The following is a 21,941-nucleotide window of genomic DNA, read 5'->3' as shown; positions in this document are numbered from 1 at the left end:
TCACGATGAAAATTTCTTGGTCCGCCTTGTGGGTAAGGCGTTTGCCGGATCGTCCGGCCACGGATGTTTGGGATAACGTCCTTTCATCTCTTTCTGCACGTCCGGATAAGCACCGCGCCAGAACGCCGCGAGATCGCGGGTGATCTGCAACGGGCGATGCGCGGGAGAAAGCAGTTCCAACACCAGCGGCACGCGGCCTTCTGCCACCGCCGGATTCTGCGCTTCGCCAAACATCTCCTGAATACGCACTGCCAGCGCGGGTGGCTTTTCAGCATCATAGCGAATGGGCAGGCGACTTCCGGTCGGCACAGTGTAATGAGTTGGCAGCACACTATCCAGCCGCTGACGTTGTGACCATGTCAGCAAATGTAATAATGCGCTGACCAGATTGATGTTCTGTAATCCCTTGAGATCGCGCACCGTGCCCATCTCCGGCAGCAGCCAGCTTTCCAGCGCATCCAGCAGGCTATCATCGTCGAGCTGCGGCCACGCCTCTTCCGGCAGCCATTGGGCGGCACAGTGCAAACGCAGGCGCAACTGTTGCGCATCCTCTTTCCAGCCCAACACCGACAAGCCTTTTTCACGGATCCAACGCAACATCGCCGGATGCAAGATTTCCGCTTCCGGACGCGCCTGCGGCTGTGCTTTTAGGACCAGCGCACCAATGAGTTCACGCTTCCAGGCACGCAACGTGCCCTTTTCTTCGTCCCACTCGACATCGGTGCGCTGCTCGACCAAATTCGGACACTGCTGACGCAGCACGTCGATATCCACTGGCAGCGCCAACAGCATGCGTGCATCGGCGGCGCTGGCACCTTGCAGCAAGGTTGGCGCAATCAGCCATTCATAGCGGCTTAAACCGTCCTGTTCATTGAGCATCGCGCCAATGCCGTTCGCCAGCTGATAACGCGCACTGTCACCGCGACGCTGCGCCAGACGATCGGCAAAACCGGCAACCAGCAGTTGCGGGAACAGATCGGCATTCACCTTGCCGCCGCTGGCATTCAGACGCGTTTGCCACTGACGCGCGCGGCGCTGCCAATGCGCCTGCGGATAATTGAGCGCATCACGCAGATCGACGCTGCCGCTGCGCGGCGGATCTTCGAGAATCGCCACCAATAATGCCGCACTAACGATGGCGTCGTTATCCTGTCCAGCCGCCACCAGAATGGCGCTCAAACGCGGATCGCTGCCCAGCGCCGCCATTTTGCGGCCACGCGCATTAAGGGTGTGATTGTCCAGCGCACCGAGCTGAGTGAGTTGCTGACAAGCCGCGCGCAGATTGCGCTGCGGCGGTGCATCAAGCCACGTCAGCTGCGCCGCATCCTGGCAGCCCCATTGCAGCAAATCGATCTGGAGCGAGGTTAAATCGCTGTTGAGAATTTCCGGTTCGCTCTGCGCGGCTGCACGCAGCGCTTGCTCCTGCGGCAGAAAATGCAGGCAAATGCCGGCTTCTAAACGACCGGCACGCCCGGCGCGCTGCGTCATCGACGCCTGGCTGATGCGCTGGGTTTGCAAGCGCGTCACGCCGCTGCGCAGGTCAAACTGCGCCGCGCGTTCCAATGCGCTATCCACCACCAAACGAATGCCTTCGATGGTCAAACTGGTTTCCGCGATATTGGTTGCCAGCACCACTTTGCGGCGACCCGCGGGCGACGGCAAAATCGCACGTCGCTGCGCATCCAACGATAACGCGCCATATAAAGGAGAGAGATCAACGTCTTCACTGACGCGTGCTTCCAACTCGCGTTTCACCCGTTCGATCTCGGCAACGCCAGGCAAGAACAGCAACAGCGAACCTGACTCATCGCGCAGCAACTGCGCCACTTCGCGCGCCACCGCTTCCTCGAAGCGTTGCTGGCTGTTGAGCGAGGCATAACGGCGCATCACCGGGAAGCTGCGGCCTTCAGAAACGATCAGCGGCGCATGCGGCAATAATTGCTGCAAGCGCTGGTTATCCAGCGTGGCCGACATCAGCAGGATTTTCAGGTCGTCGCGCAGCCCTTGCTGTACATCCAGCAGCAGCGCCAGCGCCAGATCGGCCTGCAAGCTGCGTTCGTGGAATTCATCAAGGATCACCAACGATACGCCTTCCAGCATCGGATCGCGCTGCAACATGCGCGTCAGAATGCCTTCGGTCACCACTTCCAGCCGCGTGTTGGCGCCGCAACAGTTTTCACCGCGCATGCGATATCCGACGGTGTCGCCCGGCTGCTCGCCAAGCTGTTCCGCCAGTCGCTGCGCCACATTGCGTGCCGCTAAACGGCGCGGCTCCAGCATGATAATGCGGCCAGACAATTGAGCGTGTTGCAGCAGTTGCAATGGCAGCCAGGTGGATTTACCTGCGCCGGTTGGCGCCGCCAGCAACACCTGCGGCGACTGCGCCAGCGCGGTCAGCAATTCAGGCAGCACCTCGCTTACCGGTAATTCACTCAAACTCAACTCCCATCGCCCTGTGCTAAGATGGCGCGCATTGTACCACTACTTCCCAACCGATTTACTGGAGGACAATTTGGCAACGCAACGTCTGTTTTTTGCTCTTGAACTGCCCGATCCTCTCCAGCAACAGTTGGTACAGTGGCGCGCCGATAACTTTGCCGCCGAAGCCGGTAAACCGGTGGCGGCAGCCAATTTGCATCTGACGTTGGCGTTTCTCGGCGACGTCAGCGATGAAACCTCGCGTAAGCTGCAACTGCTTGCGTCACGCATCGTCCAGCCGGGTTTTGCGCTGGATTTGGACGATGCCGGACATTGGCCGCGTCCCGGCGTGGTGTGGCTCGGTTGCCAGCGTGCGCCGCGCGGTTTGCTGCAACTGGCGAGTTTGTTGCGTGCGCAAGCAGCAAGGCACGGATGTGCACAGAGCGCGCAACCCTTTCACCCGCATGTCACGCTGTTACGTCACGCCGCACCACAGGTTGCGCTGCCACCGCGCGGTTTCCACTGGCGCGCTGACGTCCAACACTTTGCGCTGTTCGCCTCGAACGTAACGCGTGGCCGCACCCGCTATCAGGCGCTGGCCCGCTGGCCGCTGTTATCATCCTCAGGAGAGTAAATGCAGTTCGATCCGCCACTTAAACCCGCCCGCTTGATCGCCCGTTACAAACGCTTTTTAGCCGATGTGGTGACACCAGAAGGTGAAACGCTGACCATCCATTGCGCCAACACCGGCGCGATGACCGGCTGCGCCACGCCTGGCGATACGGTGTGGTATTCCACCAGCGACAGCGCCACGCGCAAATATCCGCACAGTTGGGAATTGACCGAAACTCAACAAGGCCATTGGATCTGTGTGAATACCTTGCGCGCCAATCAACTGGTGCGCGAGGCGTTAACCCTTGATGCGATTCCGGAATTGTCCGGTTACAGCCGCTGCCAGCCTGAAGTAAAATATGGCACGGAAAAAAGCCGAATTGATTTCCTGTTACAAGCAGATGGCAGATCGAACTGCTATATTGAAGTCAAGTCCGTCACCCTTTTACATCAAGGGAAAGGTTATTTTCCGGATGCCGTGACGACTCGGGGCCAGAAACATCTGCGCGAACTCAGCACGATCGTGGCAGAAGGTCATCGGGCCATTTTGTTGTTTGCAGTTCTGCATTCGGGGATTGAGGACGTCTCCCCGGCACGCCATATCGACGTGCAATACGCAGAATTACTGGAGCAGGCGCAACGCTGTGGCGTAGAGGTGTTAGCGTACCAGGCTGAGATTTCACCGCTAAAGATATTACTGACGCATCCGATTAACGTAGCGTTGTAATATTTATAGCAATTTGGTGTGATAGGAATGTTCTGGGCGGTGCGCTGAATACGCGAATGTTAAGAGGCTTGTCAAGCTGTGGTCAGGATTAATTGCCAACCTTGATTGCTTCTGCTATTTATAGCGGCCTGTTTTTTTCCCTTTATGGGAATCGATAAACCCTAAACGTTTCGAGTTGCAGGAACGCAGCCAACGCACCTGCAACCTGAAGTCTGAGGGGAAGTGCGTGTTATCCAGGAGAAACAACATGCAAGAAGGGCAAAACCGTAAAACATCGTCCCTGAGTATCCTCGCCATTGCTGGAGTGGAACCTTATCAGGTGAAACCGGGCGAAGAGTATATGAACGACGCCCAGCTAGGCCATTTCCGTAAGATTCTGGAAGCCTGGCGCAACCAACTTCGGGATGAAGTAGATCGCACTGTATCGCACATGCAGGACGAAGCTGCTAACTTCCCGGATCCGGTCGACCGTGCCGCACAGGAAGAAGAGTTCAGCCTGGAATTGCGTAACCGCGATCGTGAGCGCAAACTCATTAAAAAGATTGAGAAAACGCTTAAGAAAGTGGATGACGACGATTTTGGCTACTGCGATTCCTGCGGTGTAGAAATTGGTATTCGCCGCCTTGAAGCGCGTCCGACTGCCGATCTCTGCATTGACTGCAAAACGCTGGCAGAAATCCGCGAGAAGCAGATGGCTGGCTAATGGCCGTGAGCAGACTGTCACCGCACAGCCGGGAAAATCCCTGTTTTCCCGACGTGCGGTACACCTTCCTATGAGTACTTCATCTTCCTGTATTGGGCGTTTCGCTCCCTCTCCTTCCGGTGATCTCCATTTTGGCTCGCTTATCGCTGCGTTAGGCAGTTACCTGAGTGCGCGTGCGCAACAGGGACGCTGGTTAGTGCGCATTGAAGATATCGATCCGCCGCGTGAAGTGGCGGGTGCCGCCACGCGAATTTTGCAGCAGCTGGAGCATTACGGATTGCATTGGGATGGCGACGTGTTGTGGCAATCTCAGCGGCATGACGCGTATCGCGAAGCTCTTAGCTGGTTGCAAAGCCATCGCCAAAGCTACTTTTGCCGCTGCACGCGCAGCCGCATTCAGCAGCTCGGCGGTTTTTACGACGGCCATTGCCGCGATTTGCATCTGCCAGCCGAGAATGCCGCCTTGCGCCTGCGCCAACACGTGCCGGTCAACGGCTTCGACGATGTGCTGCGCGGCTATTTGCAGGCGGATGTGCAACTGGCACAGGAAGACTTTATTATCCATCGCCGCGATGGGCTGTTCGCCTATAACCTGGCGGTGGTGGTCGATGACCATTTGCAAGGCGTGACGGAAATCGTGCGCGGCGCGGATTTAATCGAGCCGACGGTGCGCCAAATCGCGCTGTATCAGCAGCTTGATTGGCCGGTGCCGGAATATCTGCATCTGCCGCTGGCGGTGAATGCCGACGGCAACAAACTTTCGAAGCAAAATCATGCGCCCGCGCTACCGCAAGGCGATGCGCGGCCGATAATAGTGGAAGCGCTGCGCTTCCTTGGCCAACCGGTTTCGCCAGGTTGGCAGGACGAATCGCTGGAAAGCCTGCTGAAACAGGCGGTCGCACAGTGGAATATCCGTCTGATTCCGTTGCAGAACGCCCTGAAGCCCGATGAAACGACATCGGCATTCCTAAATGGTTCTCAACAGGCTATGATTAGCCGCTGATTTTATTAACACCCATTTTCTCACTGTCGAGGTGTCCCATTTTTACCCGAGTCGCTAATTTTTGCCGGAGAGTCCTCAAGCGTGATGAGGAGGCGCCTGAAGAGGTGGAAACCGAGAGTCAGATGACCGTCATTCCACGAGAAAGCCACAACATCTCACGCAAAGATATCAGCGAAAACGCCCTCAAAGTGCTCTATCGCCTGAACAAAGCCGGATACGAAGCCTACCTGGTTGGCGGCGGCGTGCGCGATTTGCTGCTTGGCAGCAAGCCGAAAGACTTTGATATCACCACCAACGCCACGCCAGAACAGATGCGTAAACTGTTCCGCAATTGCCGTTTGGTGGGTCGTCGTTTCCGTCTAGCACACGTGATGTTCGGACCGGAAGTGATCGAAGTCGCCACTTTCCGCGGCCATCATCAGGAAGAGAGCGAAGAAGATCGCAACAGTTCGCAGCGCGGCCAAAACGGCATGCTGCTGCGCGACAACATTTTCGGCAGCATTGAAGACGATGCGCAGCGCCGCGATCTCACCATCAACAGCCTGTATTACAGCGTGGCGGATTTCACCGTGCGCGATTACGTTGGTGGTCTGCATGATTTGCAGGAAGGCATCATTCGCCTGATTGGCGATCCAGAAACGCGTTATCGCGAAGATCCGGTGCGTATGCTGCGTGTGGTGCGTTTTGCCGCCAAGCTGGAGATGCGTATCGCCGCCGAAACCGCTGAGCCGATTCCGCGCCTCGCCACGCTGCTGAACGACATTCCGCCTGCGCGCCTGTTCGAAGAATCGCTCAAGCTGCTGCAAGCCGGTTACGGTTATCGCACCTACCAGATGATGCGCGAATATCAGTTGTTCCAGCCGCTGTTCCCCACACTGACGCGCGGCTTCACCGCCGAAAGCGATAGCCTGATGGAACGTATGCTGGCGCAAGTGCTGAAAAACACCGACAGCCGCATTCAAAACGATATGCGCGTCAATCCAGCCTTCCTGTTTGCCGCGATGTTTTGGTATCCACAGCTGGAATCCGCCGAACGTATTGCGCAAGAAAGCGGGCTGACCTATTACGATGCTTTCGCGCTTTCGATGAACGAAACGCTGGATGAAGCCTGCCGCGCGCTGGCAATTCCAAAGCGTATTACCACGCTGGTGCGCGATATCTGGCAGTTGCAGTTGCGCATGTCACGTCGTCACGGCAAACGCGCCTGGAAACTGATGGAGCATCCTAAGTTCCGCGCCGCCTACGATTTAATGGCGTTGCGTGCTGATGTCGAGAAGAATCCAGAGCTGCAAAAACTGACGCATTGGTGGGGCGAATTCCAGGCCGCCGCGCCGGTGCAGCAGAAAACCATGATGACCACGTTGGGCGACGATCCGGCACCACGCCGCAAACCGCGCCGTCCACGTCGCCGTCCAACCGGGCCACGCACTAACCCGCCGCAATGACCCGCGTTTATCTCGCTTTAGGCAGTAATTTGGCCGATCCGCTGCATCAGGTTGATGCAGCGTTGGCCGCGCTCGATGCCATTCCGCACACCTCGCGCATTAACACCTCGTCGTTTTACCGCACACCGCCGTACGGCCCGCCGGATCAGCCCGATTATCTCAATGTGGTAGTGGAACTGGAAACTGCTCTGGAAGCGGAAGCGCTGCTCGATCACACCCAACGCATCGAACTTGAGCATGGTCGCGTACGAAAAGCCGAACGTTGGGGACCGCGCACGCTGGACCTCGACATCATGCTGTTTGGCAACCAAACGATTAACACACCACGCCTTACCGTGCCGCATTACGACATGCACAATCGCGCCTTTATGCTGGTGCCGTTGCTGGAAATCGCACCGCAAATAACGCTGCCGAACAGACAAGAATTGTCGGTGATCCTCGCCCAGCTTGATCGCAGCGCAATCCGTTTGTGGTCTGAGTAAGCCGTTATAATCGCACGTCGGTCGTATCGACTTTCCAATCAATCCAGTACACTGCGCGCATCAGAAAACTCTGGAGTGCGTGATGAAACCAACTACCCTCACCCATTTACGCCAACTGAAAGCCAGCGGCCGCAAATTCGCGACCTTAACGGCTTACGATTTCAGTTTTGCCCGCCTGTTTGCCAACGAAGGTATTCAGGTGATGCTGATTGGCGACTCGCTTGGTATGACCGTTCAGGGCCACGATTCCACCTTGCCGGTCACGGTAGCGGATATCGCTTATCACACCGCCGCAGTACGTCGTGGCGCGCCCAATGCTTTGCTGATGTCAGACTTGCCGTTCATGAGCTACGCCACGCCAGAACAGACCTTTACCAACGCCGCTGAGCTGATGCGCGCCGGTGCCAACCTGGTGAAGCTGGAAGGCGGTGCGTGGCTGGCGGATAGCGTGCGTATGCTCGCCGAACGCGCGGTGCCGGTGTGCGGACACTTAGGTTTGACGCCGCAATCGGTCAACGTGTTTGGCGGCTACAAAGTGCAGGGCCGCGATGAAGCCGCCGCAGAACGTCTACTGGCTGATGCGCTGGCGCTGGAAGCGGCGGGCATGCAGTTGCTGGTGCTGGAGTGCGTACCAGTGGCGCTGGCCGAACGCGTCACCAAAGCGCTGAGCGTACCGGTGATCGGCATTGGTGCCGGTAATGTCACCGACGGCCAGATTCTGGTGATGCACGACGCCTTCGGGATTACCGGCGGCCACATCCCCAAATTCGCCAAAAATTTCCTCGCGGAAACCGGCGACATTCGCGCGGCGATTCGCCAATATATCGCCGACGTTGAAGCGGGCACCTATCCAGCCGCTGAACACAGTTTCCAGTAAATCAGGAGATTTGCAGTGCTGATCATTGAAACATTGCCGATGCTGCGTCGTGAAATCCGTCGCTGGCGTCAGGCAGGTAAACGTATCGCGCTGGTGCCCACCATGGGCAACCTGCATGACGGCCATCTCACCTTGGTCGATGAAGCGCGTGAACGTGCTGATATTGTAGTGGTCTCGATTTTCGTTAACCCGATGCAGTTTGATCGTCCCGACGATCTGGCGCGCTATCCACGCACTTTGCAGGACGACTGCGAAAAACTGAATCGCCACAGTGTTGATTTGGTGTTCGCGCCCGCGCCCGCCGATGTTTATCCAAAAGGCCTCGACAGCCAAACCTTCGTCGAAGTGCCGGGTTTATCATCATTGCTGGAAGGTGCCAGCCGTCCGGGCCATTTCCGTGGCGTCTCCACCATCGTCAGCAAGCTGTTTAATCTGGTGCAGCCGGACATCGCCTGCTTCGGCGAGAAAGATTTCCAGCAGTTGGCGATCATCCGCAAGATGGTGGCGGATATGGGCTTTGACATTGAAATTGTTGGCGTACCGACGGTGCGCGCCAAAGATGGCCTGGCGTTGAGTTCCCGCAACGGCTATCTCACCGCCGACGAACGTAATATTGCTGCCGGTTTAAGCCAGGTGATGAACAGCATGGCTGAACGTTTAAGCAACGGCGAGCGTCATGTAGAAGAGATTATTGAGCAGGCGGAAGCGGCGCTGCGTGACAAGGGTTTTCGTCCGGATGGACTGGCGATTTGCGATGCCGAAACCCTGCAATCGCTCACCGTCGATAGCCAGCGCGCAGTGATTTTGATGGCCGCATGGTTGGGTAATGCGCGCCTGATCGATAATCAGCAAGTGGATCTTACGGAGTAAAAGATGATTCGTACCGTGTTACAGGGCAAACTGCACCGCGTGAAAGTCACTCAGGCAGATTTGCACTACGAAGGTTCCTGCGCCATTGACCAGGATTTCCTTGATGCATCCGGCATTCTGCAATATGAAGCCATCGATATTTACAACGTCACCAACGGCCAGCGTTTTTCGACCTACGCGATTGCCGCCGAACGTGGCTCGAAGATCATTTCCGTTAACGGTGCTGCGGCACGCTGCGCCTGCGCTGGCGATATCATGATCATCTGCTCTTACGTGCAGGTGGAAGATGAAGTGGCCCGCAGCTGGCAGCCGAAAGTCGCCTATTTCGAAGGCGATAACGAAATGAAGCGCCTCGCCAAAGCGTTACCGGTGCAGGTGGCTTAATACAAAAAGGGCGCGGTTTTGACACCGCGCCCTTTTGTTATGACTTAACTGCAAAACAGCGCGATAAATCGCGCCGCTACAATTCTCTGCGCTTGATATGCCTCGATAGCAAAAATCCGCACATACCGTAGCGGCGCAATTTATTGCGCAATGCCTGGATGGGCTATGCGGCCTACGTACGCAACCCACGTCCACGCTGAATCAGCGAATACACCAGCACATAAAACACCACGATAAACGCGATCAGCACCGACATGGTGAACACCAACGGCACATCGCTAATGCCGAGAAAACCGTAACGGAAGCCGCTGATCATATACACCACCGGATTCAGCTTCGACACCGCTTGCCAGAACGGCGGCAGCAGCGTCAGCGAATAAAACACCCCGCCGAGATAGGTTAATGGCGTCAGCACGAAGGTGGGAATCAGGCTGATATCGTCAAAGGTGCGTGCAAACACCGCATTCAGCAAGCCAGCCAGCGAGAACAGAATCGCCGTCAGCAGCAGCGTCAGCGCCACCATCGACCACGAATGCACGTGGAACGGCACAAAGAACAGTGAAATCGCCGTCACCAAAATCCCGACGCACACGCCGCGCGCCACGCCGCCGCCGACGTAACCGGCAATGATGATGTGCGTTGGCACCGGCGCCACCAGCAGTTCTTCAATGTTGCGCTGGAATTTGGCGCTGAAGAACGACGATGCCACGTTGGCATAAGCATTGGTGATCACTGCCATCATGATCAAACCCGGCACGATAAACTGCATGTAGCTGAAACCGTGCATATCGCCGATGCGCGAACCAATCAAATTACCGAAGATGATGAAATAGAGCGTCATGGTGATCACCGGCGGCACCAGCGTCTGAATCCAGATGCGGGCAAAACGGTTGATCTCTTTGCTCCAGATGCTCTTGAGCGCCACCCAATACAAGTGCGTCATGCTTTCACTCCTGTTTTTCCCTGTGTCAGGCTGACGAACAGCTCTTCAAGGCGGTTTGCTTTGTTACGCATGCTCAACACCTGCACGCCCTGCGCACTCAGTTGGCTAAACACGCTGTTCAGCCCTTGCTCACGCATCACTTCCACTTCCAGCGTCGAGGTATCAACAAGGCGATACTGGAAGCCTTCCAGCTGCGGCAACGGGCTGCGCGGCGCGAGATCGAGGATAAAGGTTTCGGATTGCAGCTTAGACAGCAAGCCTTTCATCGAGGTGTTTTCCACCAGCTCGCCGCTCTGAATAATGCCGATATTGCGGCACAGCATTTCTGCTTCTTCCAGATAGTGCGTGGTCAGAATGATGGTGGTGCCTTTGATGTTGAGATCTTTCAGGAAGGTCCACATCGAACGACGTAACTCGATATCCACGCCAGCGGTCGGTTCGTCGAGAATCAACAATTTCGGTTCGTGCATCAGCGCACGCGCGATCATCAAACGGCGCTTCATGCCGCCAGAAAGCATGCGGGCGCGTTCGTTGCGTTTGCCCCACAAATCCAGCTGATTGAGGTATTTTTCCGCGCGCTTATTGGCTTCCGCACGTTCCACGCCGTAATAACCGGCCTGATTCACCACAATCTGCATCACGGTTTCAAACGGGTTGAAGTTGAACTCTTGCGGCACCAGACCCAGCTGACGTTTGGCGTTCACCACGTCTTTTTGCAGGTCGTAACCAAATACCCGCACGCTGCCGCCCGATTTATTCACCAGCGAGCTAATAATGCCGATGGTGGTGGATTTGCCTGCGCCATTAGGCCCGAGCAAGGCGTAAAAATCCCCTGCTTCCACATTGAGATCGAGTCCTTTCAGCGCCTGTACGCCGCCGGGATAGGTTTTGGTCAGCCCGGAAATTTCCAGTGCATATGTCATTGCGAATCCATACCTTGTTGTAGTGACATCAAAGCCAGATGAAAAATGATAGTGCGCGCGAATCGTGTCGCGTTCATTAAGATTAAGAAATCAATGGAGTTTAGCAGAGAGTTGAGCATGCCCATAAGCGTTAGCTCACGGGCTGCGCAGTGTATCGTAGGCGGGGGAAATTAGCCTTGGAAGATTGTGCGGTTACTCACCGGTTGGGATAACTTTGCCGATATACGGCAAATGGCGATAGCGCTGTGCGTAATCGATGCCGAAGCCGACTACGAACTCATCTGGAATGGTAAAGCCAACGTATTCCACGGTGACATCCACTTCGCGGCGCTCTGGCTTATCCAGCAAGGTACAAATCGCCAGGGATTTTGGCTCACGCAAGCGCAGGATCTCGCGCACTTTGCTCAGCGTATTGCCGGAATCGATGATGTCTTCAACGATCAGCACATCTTTGCCGCGAATATCTTCATCGAGGTCTTTGAGGATTTTCACATCGCGGGTGCTCGACATGCCGCTGCCGTAGCTGGAAGCGGTCATGAAATCGACTTCATGCGGCACATCGATGGCGCGGCACAGATCGGCCATGAACATAAAGGAGCCACGCAGCAGTCCCACCAACACCATTTCGCTGCCGCTGTCGCGGTAGTGCTCGCTAATCTGCTTGCCCAACTCGGCAATACGGGTTGCGATCTCTTGCTCGGAGATCATCACATCGACAGTGTGTTTCATTGCATGCGTCCAATTACGGTTTTTGGAAAGCCACGAAGTCTATCATAGTCGAACCGGCGTCTGACGCCGCGCCCACAAAGCAAACGATTTCGTGGCGAAATTTATGCCGCTGACGTTAACTGTATGGACGAGTCCGCCTGTTCACCGCTGAGAGTGGGAGTTGCCATGACTGCTTCATCCAGTAAAAAAACCCAGATTGGTACACGCGATTTGCATCCTGAAACGCAGATGCTGAATTACGGTTACGATCCGCAATTGTCGGAAGGCGCGGTAAAACCGCCGGTGTTTCTCACCTCCACTTTTGTGTTTAACAGCGCCGAAGAGGGACAGGACTTTTTCGACTTTGTCGCCGGACGCAAGCAGCCGCCAGAAGGCAAAAGCGGCGGGCTGGTGTATTCGCGTTTCAATCATCCGAACAGCGAAATCGTTGAGGATCGGCTGGCGGTGTACGAGGGTGCAGAAAGCGCCGCGCTGTTCTCATCCGGCATGTCGGCAATTGCCACCACGCTGCTGACGTTTGCACGTCCAGGCGAAGTGATTCTGCACTCCCAGCCGCTGTACGGCGGTACCGAAACGCTGCTGAGCAAAACGCTGCATGATTTAGAGATCAAAGCGGTGGGATTCAGCGATGGCACCGATGAAGACAAGGTGTACGAAGCAGCAAAACTGGCATGGCAGCGCGGGCGCGTGGCGCTTATTTTGATTGAGACACCGGCTAATCCCACCAACAGTTTGGTGGACATCAAATTGATGCAGCAAGTCGCTGAAGTGATTGCGCAGCAGCAAGGTTCGCGCCCGATTCTTGCCTGTGATAACACTCTGCTCGGCCCGCTATTCCAAAAGCCATTGCAGCACGGCGCCGATTTATCGCTCTATTCGCTGACCAAGTATGTCGGCGGGCATTCTGATCTGATTGCGGGTGCGGTGCTGGGCAGTAAAGCGATGGTCGGTAAAGTGAGATCATTACGCAGCGCCATCGGCACGCAACTTGATCCGCACTCCAGTTGGATGATTGGTCGCTCGCTGGAAACGCTGTCGCTGCGCATGGAAAAGGCGGCCAGCAATGCGGAACACGTCGCGACGTTTTTGCGCGATCATCCGCAAGTGGAGAAGCTGCATTGGCTGCCGTATCTGGATGCCAAAAGCCCCGCCGGAAAAACCTATCAGCGTCAGTGTACTGGAGCGGGTTCGACCTTCTCATTTGATATCAAAGGTGGGCAGCCTGCGGCGTTTCGCTTCCTCAATACATTGGCGCTGTTCAAATTGGCGGTCAGCCTCGGCGGCACCGAATCGCTGGCCAGCCATCCTGCCAGCACCACCCATTCCGGCGTGGCGCAAGAGGTGCGCCAGCGGATTGGTATCAGCGATGCCACCGTACGTTTGTCGATTGGTATCGAACATCCAGACGATTTGATTGAGGATATTCGTCTGGCGTTCGAAGCGGCGCTTAGCTAACGGTAAAGCCCAACATCATGCCGGTATCTTCATGCTCCAGCAGATGGCAATGCGCCATATAAGCGTTGTCCGCGTTAGCGACATAGTTAAAACGCACCAGCACTTCGCTGCGCCAACCGTTGACGCTGACCATGTCTTTCCAACCCGCGCGATGTGGCGCGGGCGGCTTGCCATTTTCTGACAGGATGCGGAATTGTGTGCCATGGATGTGGAACGGATGCAGCATCGCATCGCCTTCACCTGAAATGGTCCACTTTTCGAGCTTGCCCAATTCGGCGTTGAACGCGGGCTTGGTCATATCGAAAGCCTGGCCGTTGATCTTGTTGCCGTTGTGGAAATCGTAGGCGGCGGTTTTGCCGTGACTGCTGTGATCCATCGCCATATTGCCATGATCCATCGGCTTGTCGCTGTTGCTCATGTCCATGCTGCCATGATCCATTTTCATGTCGCCCATGGCTTTATGGCCGTAACGATCCATCAATGCCTGCATGCCTTGTTGATCGAGTTGTGGATCCATCATCAGTTGCAGCCAACGGCTTTGCAGGCCATCGGTGGACGGGATTGGCGGCAGATCCACCAGCTTGTCCGGCAGCGAACCGCTGGCCATCACGCGCAGCGGCAGAATATTGACCAGCGGCAGCGGCTGATCGAACGGTGCTAACGACATGCCCATTTGCGTCACCGGCAACGTAATCACATCGAAGGCTTTGCCGTCCGATGTATCGACCAGCACTTCAAAACGCTCGCCCGGCAGCAGCGGCAAACTATCGACTTTTACCGGCTCGCCCAGCAAACCGCCATCGCTGGCAATCACATACAACGGGCGTTTATCGCTGGTGGCGATGTGCAGCGAGCGCGCATTACAACCATTCAGCAAACGCAAACGCAACCAGCCACGCGGCACCGCATGTTGCGGATATTGCACGCCATTGGTCAGCATCATGTCGCCAAACCAACCGACAGCGGCGCGCATCACATCCAATTGATAATCGATTTGCGTACCGGCTTTATTTAACTGTTTATCCTGGAAAATTAGCGGCACATCATCTTCGCCCCACTGCATCGGCAGACGTAATTGGCCGGAAGCTTGATCTTCCAACAACACTAAACCGGCGAGGCCTTGCGCCACTTGATAGCCGGTTTTGCCATGTTGATGCGGATGAAACCAGCAGGTCGCCGCCGGTTGATCGGGGGTGAAACTCACCTGACGTGATGCGCCCGGCGCAATAATACCTTGCGGGCCGCCATCGACATCGCCGGGGATTTCTAAGCCGTGCCAATGCAGCGTCGTCGCTTCCGGCAGTTGGTTATGAATATTCACAGTAACGGCTTTTTCACGCTGCAAGCGCAGCGCCGGCCCAAGCAATCCGCCGTTGTAGCCCCAAGTCGGCACCGCTTTGCCATTCCATTGGCTGCTGCCGGTCATGGCGGTGAGCGTGTATTGTCCACGCGCATCGGGCTCTAAAATAGAGGGAATCGGCAATAAAGGACGTGTGGCAGCCATTAATGAGCGGCTCCACAGCGGCAATGCGCCTGCAGCGCTGAGTGCGGCAGTCAACTTTAGAAAATGACGACGTTGCATATTCTTATCCTTGTCGTGAATAGGGGCACAGCGTAAACCTTTACCCTGCGGGAGGGTCAAGCCCTGAAACAGAATGCGCCGATAAAAACCGGCTGATAGGCCCAAAAGGGCAAATTTAGCGGAATAGCGGCAATATCTGTGCTAACGTCAATAAATTGTCCCTTGTTGAGAATGATTATGACGAAAAGCATCAAGATCCTGCTGTTGGCGGGACTCCTTGGCTTCTCTTCCACCAGTTTTGCCCTGAGCGAATCCGAAGCAGAAGATCTGGCTGACTTGACCGCCGTGTTCGTTTATCTGAAAAACGATTGTGGTTATCAGGATTTACCGGATGCGCAGATTCGTAAAGCACTGGTGTTTTTCGCCCAACAAAATCGTTGGGATTTAAGCAATTACAGCAACTACAACATGAAGTCGCTGGGTGAAGAGAGCTACAAAGATTTAAGCGGCATCGCCATCACCAACGATAAAAAGTGTAAGTCGCTGGCGCGTGATTCGCTCAGCCTGCTCGCTTACGTCAAATAGCCCCGCCTCGCTTTACTGCTGAAGATTTGACCGTGCAACCACGGTCAGTTTTCGCTATCCTTTTTTCCCCTTTTCTTATCGATGTTATTCCAGGAGAGCCGCATCATGGCGCAAAAAGAAATGTGGTGTGAAACGCTGCATGATGGATTTGGACAGTATTTCACCGTCGATAAACAGCTTTACCGTGACAAAACCACGCATCAGGATCTGGTGATTTTTGAGAATGCCGCTTTTGGTCGGGTGATGGCGCTGGATGGCGTGGTGCAAACCACCGAACGCGATGAATTCATCTATCACGAAATGATGACGCACGTGCCGATTCTGGCGCATGGCGCAGCCAAACGCGTGCTGATTATCGGCGGCGGCGATGGCGCAATGTTGCGTGAAGTGTCGCGGCACAAAATCATCGAACACATCACCATGGTGGAAATCGATGCGGGCGTGGTGAGTTTCTGCCGTGAGTATTTGCCGAATCATAGCGCGGGGGCGTACGACGATCCGCGCCTCAATCTGGTCATCGACGACGGCGTTAACTTCGTCAATCAAACCACTGAACGCTTCGATGTGATCATCTCCGACTGCACCGATCCGATCGGCCCCGGCGAAAGCCTGTTCACCTCAGAATTCTATGCGGGCTGCAAACAAGCGCTAAATCCCGGTGGCATTTTCGTGGCGCAAAATGGCGTCTGCTTCCTGCAACAAGATGAAGCGATTAATAGCCATCGTAAACTGAGCCACTATTTTGCTGACGTCACCTTCTATCAGGCGGCGATTCCCACCTATTACGGCGGCATCATGACCTTTGCCTGGGCCAGCGATAACGCTGCGCTGCGCCAACTGGATGCAGCCACTTTGCAGTCGCGCTTTGCCGCCGCTGGATTGCGCTGCCGTTACTATAATCCCGCTATCCACACCGGCAGCTTTGCCTTGCCGCAATATCTGCTGGAAGCCTTGTCGTTGAAGGAGTGACGAAATTGCAAAAGCTAAAACTACATGGCTTTAACAACCTAACCAAAAGCCTGAGTTTTTGTATTTACGATATTTGCTACGCGAACAGTGAAGCCGAGCGCGATGGCTATATCGCCTATATTGATGAGCAATATAACGCCAATCGCCTGACCGAAATCCTCACTGAAACCTGCTCGATCATAGGCGCGAATGTGCTGAATATCGCGCGTCAGGATTACGAGCCGCAAGGCGCCAGCGTCACCATTTTGGTCAGTGAGGAGCCAATTAATCCGCAGGATATCGACAAATCCGAACATCCCGGCCCGCTGCCAAATTCGGTGGTGGCGCACCTCGATAAAAGCCACATCTGCGTGCATACCTATCCGGAAAGTCATCCGGAAGGCGGATTGTGTACTTTCCGTGCCGATATCGAAGTTTCAACCTGCGGCGTGATTTCGCCGCTGAAAGCACTGAACTATCTGATTCATCAGCTGGAATCGGACATCGTTACCATCGATTATCGCGTGCGCGGTTTTACGCGCGATGTGAATGGCGTGAAGCACTTTATCGATCATGAGATCAATTCAGTGCAGAACTTTATGTCCGAGGATATGAAGGCGATGTACGACATGGTGGATGTGAATGTCTATCAGGAAAATATCTTCCACACCAAGATGTTGCTGAAAGAGTTCGACCTAAAATATTACCTGTTCAACACCAAACCGGAAGAACTCAGCCCGCAAGAGCATAAGCGCATTACCAATTTGCTGTGGAAAGAGATGCGCGAGATTTATTACGGCCGCAATATTCCGGCGACGGGATTGAAGATGTCGTAATGGGTGCGGCTTGTCCCTCACCCCAACCCTCTCCCATAAATGGGAGAGGGAGCAGTCCGAGCGGTTCCTACCTAATCATCCCCTCTCCCGCGTGCGGGAGAGGGTTAGGGTGAGGGACAGCGAGCACAATCTAAGCCGTCAGCTCCAGCCCAATACCTCGCTCGCGCAAGTCGCGGCACACCGCTTCATCCAATCGCGCATCGGTCACCACATCGGTCAAACTGTCGATCGGCGCAGCACAATACAACGACCAGGAACCGTATTTGCTGCTGTCAGCCAGCAAAATGCGACGGCGCGCATTCGCCAGCAAATCCATCTTCAATCCGGCTTTATCTTCGGTTGGCGTGGTAATGCCGCGTTCGATACTCCACGAGTTGCAGCTCACAAACGCAATATCCGGGTTGATGCTGCGCAGTAAACGACGACCATGTTCACCAATGCACGATTGGCTGGAGTCGTCGATGCGTCCACCAATGATGGTGGTTTCGATTTGCTTAAACTCGGATAAAAACAGCGCAATGTGCAGATCGGCGGTGATCACCCGCAGTTTGAGATGGGTTAATTGGCGCGCCAGCTCCAGCATGGTGGTGCCGGCATCCAACACCACTGCATCGCCGGATTGCACATAACTGGCAGCAAACTGGGCAATAGCCTGCTTTTCTGCCAGATTGCGCTGCATCTTCTCCAGCGTCGTCGGCTGCGTGGGTATAAAGCGATTCAGCGTAACGCCGCCATGACTGCGGCTAATCACGCCTTCCTTGTCTAGCTTGATCAGATCGCGGCGGATGGTGGCCGGCGAGGCCGAAATAGCGCTCACCAGTTGTTCAACAGTGACCAAATTATGGCTCTTCAGATAGTCCATAATCTGGTCGAGACGGCTTTGTCCCTTCATATTTCCCTATGCAAGCTGCATCGCGAGTTTAATGGAGATCGCCATGCTCGCAGAGTTCGCTTTTCCTGTCCAGGCGATATCAAACGCAGTGCCGTGGTCCGCTGAAGTACGGATAAATGGCAAGCCGGCGGTAATATTCACACCATCATAAAAGCCCAATAATTTCAGCGGGATGTGTCCTTGATCGTGGTACATCGCCACCACCATATCGTACTGCCCTTCCTGACATTGCAGGAACACGGTATCCGGCGGGCACGGGCCATACACATCAATGCCCTGCTCTTTCATCACTTTAATGGCGGGGGCGACGATTTTAATCTCTTCATCGCCAAATAAACCGTTTTCACCCGCATGTGGATTGACGCCCGCTACCGCAATACGCGGGTTGTCAAAACCGACACGACGCAGGAAGCTATCGGCCATGCCGATCACCGTCTGAATACGATCGCCATTCAGCGTATCAAGGAACTTACGCAGCGCGATGTGCGTGGTAACGTGAATCACTTTCAGCTTATCGGTAAACAGCACCATGGCGTAATTCTTTGTGTTGGTCAGTTGAGCCAGCAGCTCGGTGTGACCCGGATAAATATGGCCCGCAGAGTGCAGCGCTTCTTTATTCAGTGGCGCGGTCGCTATCGCTTGCACATCGCCCGCCATCGCCAGTTCGGTAGCGCGCTTGACGCAACGCCAGGCGAGATCGCCCGCTTCTTTCTGCACCACGCCCGGCTTCAGCGCATCGGCATCAGCCAGCGGTTCATCAATCACGTTGATAATGCCCGGCGCAAAGTGGGCATCTTTGACCTGATCCAACACGCGCAATTCGGCTTGCGGCGTGACGTTCAACGCCATCACCCGACGCAGCGTATTCGCGCAGCCGACGACGACAGCAGGCACACCGGCCAACTCGCCTTCAGCCAGCGATTTGATGATGATCTCTGGGCCGATGCCCGCCGGATCGCCCATGGTAATCGCGATAATTTTATTCACTCGACTTCTCCTCAATAAAACGAATGGCTTCTACCAGGGTGTTTTCGTCGCCAAAGCCACCTGCTTTGGTCATCACCGGCAACTGTAATTCACTGTTAAGCAGAACCCCGTGCGGCACACAGCCAGCCACCAAGCCCTGAATCTGAAATCCACTGGCACCGAAGGCCTGCGCGACGGCAATCGCCACGTCACCGCCGGAAAGATACAATCCAGCGGGCTGCACCTGCTGGCAAACGCGGCGGGTTAACTGCGCCAGAAACTGGCAAATCTGCTCGCCCAATGCCTGACGTGATACTTGATGCGTGAGGCAAAGCCGATCGATTTCATGGCGCTGATCGGCGTGTTGGGTGGTACGCACCACGCAATGTGCGCCATCGTGCAACGCTTGCTGCATCGCCTGCGCCCAATTGTCCTGATGCGGCCAGGCCGGTTCGGCAAACAGCTGGCGGATATCAATATCGATAACGCGGATATCACGCTGGCTGGCGAGACGCGTAATCTGCTGCTGCGCGATGGCGCTCATCGAGCCAACCACCGCCAGCACCGGACGCGCCACCTTGGTCGCCAGCAATTCCCCCAGCGCATCGCTCAAACCGGATGCACCCGCTAATAGCGGACGAATTTCCAGCGTGGCGGCTGCGGCCATCACTAATGCGATGTCGGCGTCATGTTCAGCATCCACCACCAGCAAACCCTGCTTGCTTGCCAGCACCTGCGCCAGTTGCTTACTGCGTACGGTGGCGAGATCAAGCATTTCACCTGGCAAGGCGCTCTGCATGTGCAGCCGCGTCAGGACATGGCTGCTGGTAACCGGCGTTTTCGGATCGCTGGCGAACTCGGTCTCGGTCAGACGCTGCTGATTGATCCACACTTCACCGTTGCGTGTAGTGCGTCCTAACTTGGGTACGGCGGGCAGCACCAAGGCTAAACGCTTGCCGCTGACCTGCATCGCGGCTTCGATTTCCGCGCCGGGATTACCGCGCAACGTGGAATCGATCTTCTTGAATAACCAACCATCGTTAGCAATCGCCTGATGCTGCTGCACTGCGGCGCGGGTGCGGCGTGCCGCTTCTACGCTATCAACCGCGCGGCTGTCGGTGCTGATCACCAGTACATCCGCCGCACTGGCGTCGTGTGGCGTAGCGCTATCAAACAGCACATGCACGCGCGCTCCGGCTCGCGCCAGCCCACTGCCCGCGTCATTGGCACCGGTAAAATCATCGGCAATCACCAACACTGGCGTTTTCCATGACTGTAAAGTCATTCTCTCTCCTCGATCGGCTGTTGCCGCGATGCAATGATTATATTCAATCATGATTGATTATATGTGAGCAAGATCAAATTAATTGAAATCAATTTGTCCTATAAATTTAGCCACTGCAGTGACAGACCTCGCACTGTTTTGAGCAAAATTAATCATTCAGTACGAAAAAACGCGATAAGGGTAAGAGATGAATATCAACAGCACCGTGATCAGTGGCTTTCAGGCGCTTAATGACCTCAGCTATTTACTGCAAGGCAAAGAAAAAGCGTTGCTGGTAACCGATAAGAATATTGAAGGCATTCCGGCGGTAAAGGCGCTGATTGCGCAGTTGCAGCAGCAGATTAGCAGCCTGAGCATTGTCAATACGGTGCCGCCAGAGCCAAGCCAGCACGATGTGGCAGCAATTGTCGCGGCGCTGCCGAGCACCGATGTGGATTTGGTGATTGGCGTCGGTGGCGGCAGCGTGCTGGATGTCGCCAAGCTGCTCTCAATTCTGTGCGTGGATGGCGCGCCAAGCCTGGAAGCGCTGCTGGCCGGCGAAAAGCCGCAAACGCGCACTACCTCGCTGCTGATCCCGACGACCGCAGGAACCGGTTCAGAAGCTACACCGAATGCGATCCTGGCGATCCCTGAGAAAGAGACCAAAGTTGGCATTATTACGCCGGTAATGCTGCCCGATTATGTGGCGCTGGTACCGGAGCTGACCACCAGCATGCCGCCACACATTGCCTCTTCAACCGGCATTGATGCGCTGTGCCATTTGATTGAGTGTTTCACTGCCACCGTGTCGAATCCGGTCAGCGACAACTATGCCTTGATCGGTATGAAAAAGCTGTTTGCCAGCCTGGAAAAAACCATCGCAGAGCCGGGTAATCTGGAGGCGCGCCTGAATATGCTGTGGGCGTCTTATTATGGCGGCGCATCGATTGCGCATGCCGGTACGCATCTGGTGCATGCCATGTCTTATCCGCTGGGCGGCAAATATCATCTGCCACACGGCGTAGCCAATGCCATTCTGCTGGCACCGTGCATGCGCTTTGTGCGTCCTGCCGCGGTGAGTAAATTCGCTCAGGCTTACGATCTACTGCCTGATGCCGATGCTGCATTGGATGAAGAAGCGAAATCGCACGCGCTGGTCGAGTATTTCGCCGCACTGGTACAACGTTTGAAGCTGCCTGCCAGCCTGGAAGAGTTGGGCATCGGCCCGGATCATCTGCCGTATTTGGTGGAAGCCGCGCTCGACGTGCAGCGCCTAATGAAGAATGTGCCGATGAAAGTCAGCGCCGATGACGTGCGCAACGTCTACCTGACGCTGTTTCCGGCGTTGAATCACTAA

22 protein-coding genes are annotated in these 21,941 nt (G+C 55.4%); 14 read left to right on the top strand and 8 right to left on the bottom strand.

The features are described 5' to 3' along the window. Positions 1-2,436 carry an ATP-dependent helicase HrpB gene (gene hrpB, locus ABDW13_RS14385; RefSeq protein WP_343553243.1) on the bottom strand — a complete coding sequence of 812 codons (2,436 nt, stop codon included), beginning with the start codon at positions 2,434-2,436 and terminating at the stop codon, positions 1-3. Positions 2,437-2,512: 76 nt separating this feature from the next. Here hrpB and thpR point away from each other — a divergent pair, with 76 nt between their 5' ends. The 9 genes from thpR (at position 2,513) to panD (ending at position 9,521) form a co-directional block, all read left to right on the top strand. Beyond that, on the top strand, positions 2,513-3,052 hold the full coding sequence (gene thpR, locus ABDW13_RS14380; protein WP_343553242.1) for an RNA 2',3'-cyclic phosphodiesterase: 540 nt from the start codon (positions 2,513-2,515) through the stop codon (positions 3,050-3,052). After that, complete coding sequence (gene sfsA, locus ABDW13_RS14375; protein ID WP_343553241.1) at positions 3,053-3,757, top strand: DNA/RNA nuclease SfsA; 705 nt, start codon at positions 3,053-3,055, stop codon at positions 3,755-3,757. Between the two features lie 247 nt (positions 3,758-4,004). Then, a complete protein-coding gene (gene dksA, locus ABDW13_RS14370) occupies positions 4,005-4,460 on the top strand; it encodes an RNA polymerase-binding protein DksA (RefSeq protein ID WP_007888770.1) in 456 nt (151 codons plus the stop codon). Positions 4,461-4,530: 70 nt separating this feature from the next. Next, the gene (gluQRS, locus tag ABDW13_RS14365) at positions 4,531-5,463 is read left to right on the top strand and encodes a tRNA glutamyl-Q(34) synthetase GluQRS (protein WP_343553240.1); all 933 of its coding nucleotides are present in this window, start codon (positions 4,531-4,533) and stop codon (positions 5,461-5,463) included. Between the two features lie 38 nt (positions 5,464-5,501). Then, a complete protein-coding gene (gene pcnB / locus ABDW13_RS14360) occupies positions 5,502-6,908 on the top strand; it encodes a polynucleotide adenylyltransferase PcnB (RefSeq protein ID WP_343553262.1) in 1,407 nt (468 codons plus the stop codon). Further along, positions 6,905-7,390 (top strand): 2-amino-4-hydroxy-6-hydroxymethyldihydropteridine diphosphokinase, encoded by a 486-nt coding sequence (gene folK / locus ABDW13_RS14355; RefSeq protein ID WP_343553239.1) that lies wholly within the window; start codon positions 6,905-6,907, stop codon positions 7,388-7,390. The genes pcnB and folK overlap by 4 nt, the downstream gene beginning before the upstream one ends. A gap of 82 nt (positions 7,391-7,472) precedes the next feature. Continuing rightward, positions 7,473-8,267: a 3-methyl-2-oxobutanoate hydroxymethyltransferase gene (gene panB / locus ABDW13_RS14350; protein ID WP_343553238.1), complete on the top strand. Its 795-nt coding sequence runs from the start codon at positions 7,473-7,475 to the stop codon at positions 8,265-8,267. 15 nt (positions 8,268-8,282) lie between these two features. Next, positions 8,283-9,137 carry a pantoate--beta-alanine ligase gene (panC, locus tag ABDW13_RS14345; RefSeq protein ID WP_343553237.1) on the top strand — a complete coding sequence of 285 codons (855 nt, stop codon included), beginning with the start codon at positions 8,283-8,285 and terminating at the stop codon, positions 9,135-9,137. Between the two features lie 3 nt (positions 9,138-9,140). Further along, positions 9,141-9,521 (top strand): aspartate 1-decarboxylase, encoded by a 381-nt coding sequence (gene panD, locus ABDW13_RS14340; RefSeq protein ID WP_007888760.1) that lies wholly within the window; start codon positions 9,141-9,143, stop codon positions 9,519-9,521. A gap of 172 nt (positions 9,522-9,693) precedes the next feature. Here panD and ABDW13_RS14335 read toward each other — a convergent pair whose 3' ends face one another. The 3 genes from ABDW13_RS14335 to hpt form a co-directional block, all read right to left on the bottom strand. Then, the gene (locus ABDW13_RS14335; protein ID WP_343553236.1) at positions 9,694-10,464 is read right to left on the bottom strand and encodes an ABC transporter permease; all 771 of its coding nucleotides are present in this window, start codon (positions 10,462-10,464) and stop codon (positions 9,694-9,696) included. Then, positions 10,461-11,387: an ABC transporter ATP-binding protein gene (locus ABDW13_RS14330; RefSeq protein ID WP_343553235.1), complete on the bottom strand. Its 927-nt coding sequence runs from the start codon at positions 11,385-11,387 to the stop codon at positions 10,461-10,463. Before ABDW13_RS14330 ends, ABDW13_RS14335 begins: the two co-directional genes overlap by 4 nt. Positions 11,388-11,579: 192 nt before the next feature. Next, positions 11,580-12,116: a hypoxanthine phosphoribosyltransferase gene (hpt, locus tag ABDW13_RS14325; protein ID WP_343553234.1), complete on the bottom strand. Its 537-nt coding sequence runs from the start codon at positions 12,114-12,116 to the stop codon at positions 11,580-11,582. Positions 12,117-12,281: 165 nt separating this feature from the next. Here hpt and ABDW13_RS14320 point away from each other — a divergent pair, with 165 nt between their 5' ends. Beyond that, on the top strand, positions 12,282-13,571 hold the full coding sequence (locus ABDW13_RS14320; protein ID WP_343553233.1) for a cystathionine gamma-synthase family protein: 1,290 nt from the start codon (positions 12,282-12,284) through the stop codon (positions 13,569-13,571). Here ABDW13_RS14320 and cueO read toward each other — a convergent pair. Next, positions 13,564-15,153, bottom strand: a complete 1,590-nt coding sequence (cueO, locus tag ABDW13_RS14315; protein ID WP_343553232.1) for a multicopper oxidase CueO — start codon at positions 15,151-15,153, stop codon at positions 13,564-13,566. The genes ABDW13_RS14320 and cueO overlap by 8 nt on opposite strands. A gap of 177 nt (positions 15,154-15,330) precedes the next feature. Between cueO and ABDW13_RS14310 the strand changes: the two genes are divergently transcribed. The 3 genes from ABDW13_RS14310 (at position 15,331) to speD (ending at position 17,462) form a co-directional block, all read left to right on the top strand. Then, positions 15,331-15,678 (top strand): YacC family pilotin-like protein, encoded by a 348-nt coding sequence (locus tag ABDW13_RS14310; protein ID WP_007888732.1) that lies wholly within the window; start codon positions 15,331-15,333, stop codon positions 15,676-15,678. A gap of 105 nt (positions 15,679-15,783) precedes the next feature. Continuing rightward, a complete protein-coding gene (speE, locus tag ABDW13_RS14305) occupies positions 15,784-16,647 on the top strand; it encodes a polyamine aminopropyltransferase (RefSeq protein ID WP_343553231.1) in 864 nt (287 codons plus the stop codon). Between the two features lie 5 nt (positions 16,648-16,652). Further along, positions 16,653-17,462: an adenosylmethionine decarboxylase gene (speD, locus tag ABDW13_RS14300; protein WP_343553230.1), complete on the top strand. Its 810-nt coding sequence runs from the start codon at positions 16,653-16,655 to the stop codon at positions 17,460-17,462. 130 nt (positions 17,463-17,592) lie between these two features. On the opposite strand, the gene ABDW13_RS14295 is transcribed toward speD, so the two are convergent. From ABDW13_RS14295 to ABDW13_RS14285, 3 genes are read right to left on the bottom strand one after another with little or no spacing between them, the layout of a single operon-like run. After that, positions 17,593-18,354, bottom strand: a complete 762-nt coding sequence (locus tag ABDW13_RS14295; protein WP_343553228.1) for a DeoR/GlpR family DNA-binding transcription regulator — start codon at positions 18,352-18,354, stop codon at positions 17,593-17,595. Between the two features lie 6 nt (positions 18,355-18,360). After that, complete coding sequence (locus ABDW13_RS14290; protein WP_343553227.1) at positions 18,361-19,341, bottom strand: D-threonate 4-phosphate dehydrogenase; 981 nt, start codon at positions 19,339-19,341, stop codon at positions 18,361-18,363. Further along, positions 19,334-20,605, bottom strand: coding sequence for a four-carbon acid sugar kinase family protein (locus ABDW13_RS14285; RefSeq protein ID WP_343553226.1), 1,272 nt, complete (start codon positions 20,603-20,605; stop codon positions 19,334-19,336). The genes ABDW13_RS14290 and ABDW13_RS14285 overlap by 8 nt, the downstream gene beginning before the upstream one ends. A gap of 187 nt (positions 20,606-20,792) precedes the next feature. Here ABDW13_RS14285 and ABDW13_RS14280 point away from each other — a divergent pair, with 187 nt between their 5' ends. Next, the gene (locus tag ABDW13_RS14280; protein ID WP_343553225.1) at positions 20,793-21,941 is read left to right on the top strand and encodes an iron-containing alcohol dehydrogenase; all 1,149 of its coding nucleotides are present in this window, start codon (positions 20,793-20,795) and stop codon (positions 21,939-21,941) included.

The organism is Pantoea sp. (assembly GCF_039594315.1).
GTDB lineage: Bacteria > Pseudomonadota > Gammaproteobacteria > Enterobacterales > Enterobacteriaceae > Pantoea.
This window is presented reverse-complemented; position numbering and strand designations above follow the sequence as displayed.

What these genes read in the sequence shown, in the direction of transcription:
- ABDW13_RS14295 (WP_343553228.1), bottom strand. Translation starts at nt 18,354, where the DNA reads ATGAAGGGACAAAGCCGTCTCGACCAGATTATGGACTATCTGAAGAGC.
- ABDW13_RS14310 (WP_007888732.1), top strand. Translation starts at nt 15,331, where the DNA reads ATGACGAAAAGCATCAAGATCCTGCTGTTGGCGGGACTCCTTGGCTTC.
- panD (WP_007888760.1), top strand. Translation starts at nt 9,141, where the DNA reads ATGATTCGTACCGTGTTACAGGGCAAACTGCACCGCGTGAAAGTCACT.
- ABDW13_RS14330 (WP_343553235.1), bottom strand. Translation starts at nt 11,387, where the DNA reads ATGACATATGCACTGGAAATTTCCGGGCTGACCAAAACCTATCCCGGC.
- gluQRS (WP_343553240.1), top strand. Translation starts at nt 4,531, where the DNA reads ATGAGTACTTCATCTTCCTGTATTGGGCGTTTCGCTCCCTCTCCTTCC.
- ABDW13_RS14335 (WP_343553236.1), bottom strand. Translation starts at nt 10,464, where the DNA reads ATGACGCACTTGTATTGGGTGGCGCTCAAGAGCATCTGGAGCAAAGAG.
- panB (WP_343553238.1), top strand. Translation starts at nt 7,473, where the DNA reads ATGAAACCAACTACCCTCACCCATTTACGCCAACTGAAAGCCAGCGGC.
- speE (WP_343553231.1), top strand. Translation starts at nt 15,784, where the DNA reads ATGGCGCAAAAAGAAATGTGGTGTGAAACGCTGCATGATGGATTTGGA.
- sfsA (WP_343553241.1), top strand. Translation starts at nt 3,053, where the DNA reads ATGCAGTTCGATCCGCCACTTAAACCCGCCCGCTTGATCGCCCGTTAC.
- ABDW13_RS14285 (WP_343553226.1), bottom strand. Translation starts at nt 20,605, where the DNA reads ATGACTTTACAGTCATGGAAAACGCCAGTGTTGGTGATTGCCGATGAT.
- hpt (WP_343553234.1), bottom strand. Translation starts at nt 12,116, where the DNA reads ATGAAACACACTGTCGATGTGATGATCTCCGAGCAAGAGATCGCAACC.
- folK (WP_343553239.1), top strand. Translation starts at nt 6,905, where the DNA reads ATGACCCGCGTTTATCTCGCTTTAGGCAGTAATTTGGCCGATCCGCTG.
- cueO (WP_343553232.1), bottom strand. Translation starts at nt 15,153, where the DNA reads ATGCAACGTCGTCATTTTCTAAAGTTGACTGCCGCACTCAGCGCTGCA.
- ABDW13_RS14280 (WP_343553225.1), top strand. Translation starts at nt 20,793, where the DNA reads ATGAATATCAACAGCACCGTGATCAGTGGCTTTCAGGCGCTTAATGAC.
- ABDW13_RS14320 (WP_343553233.1), top strand. Translation starts at nt 12,282, where the DNA reads ATGACTGCTTCATCCAGTAAAAAAACCCAGATTGGTACACGCGATTTG.
- dksA (WP_007888770.1), top strand. Translation starts at nt 4,005, where the DNA reads ATGCAAGAAGGGCAAAACCGTAAAACATCGTCCCTGAGTATCCTCGCC.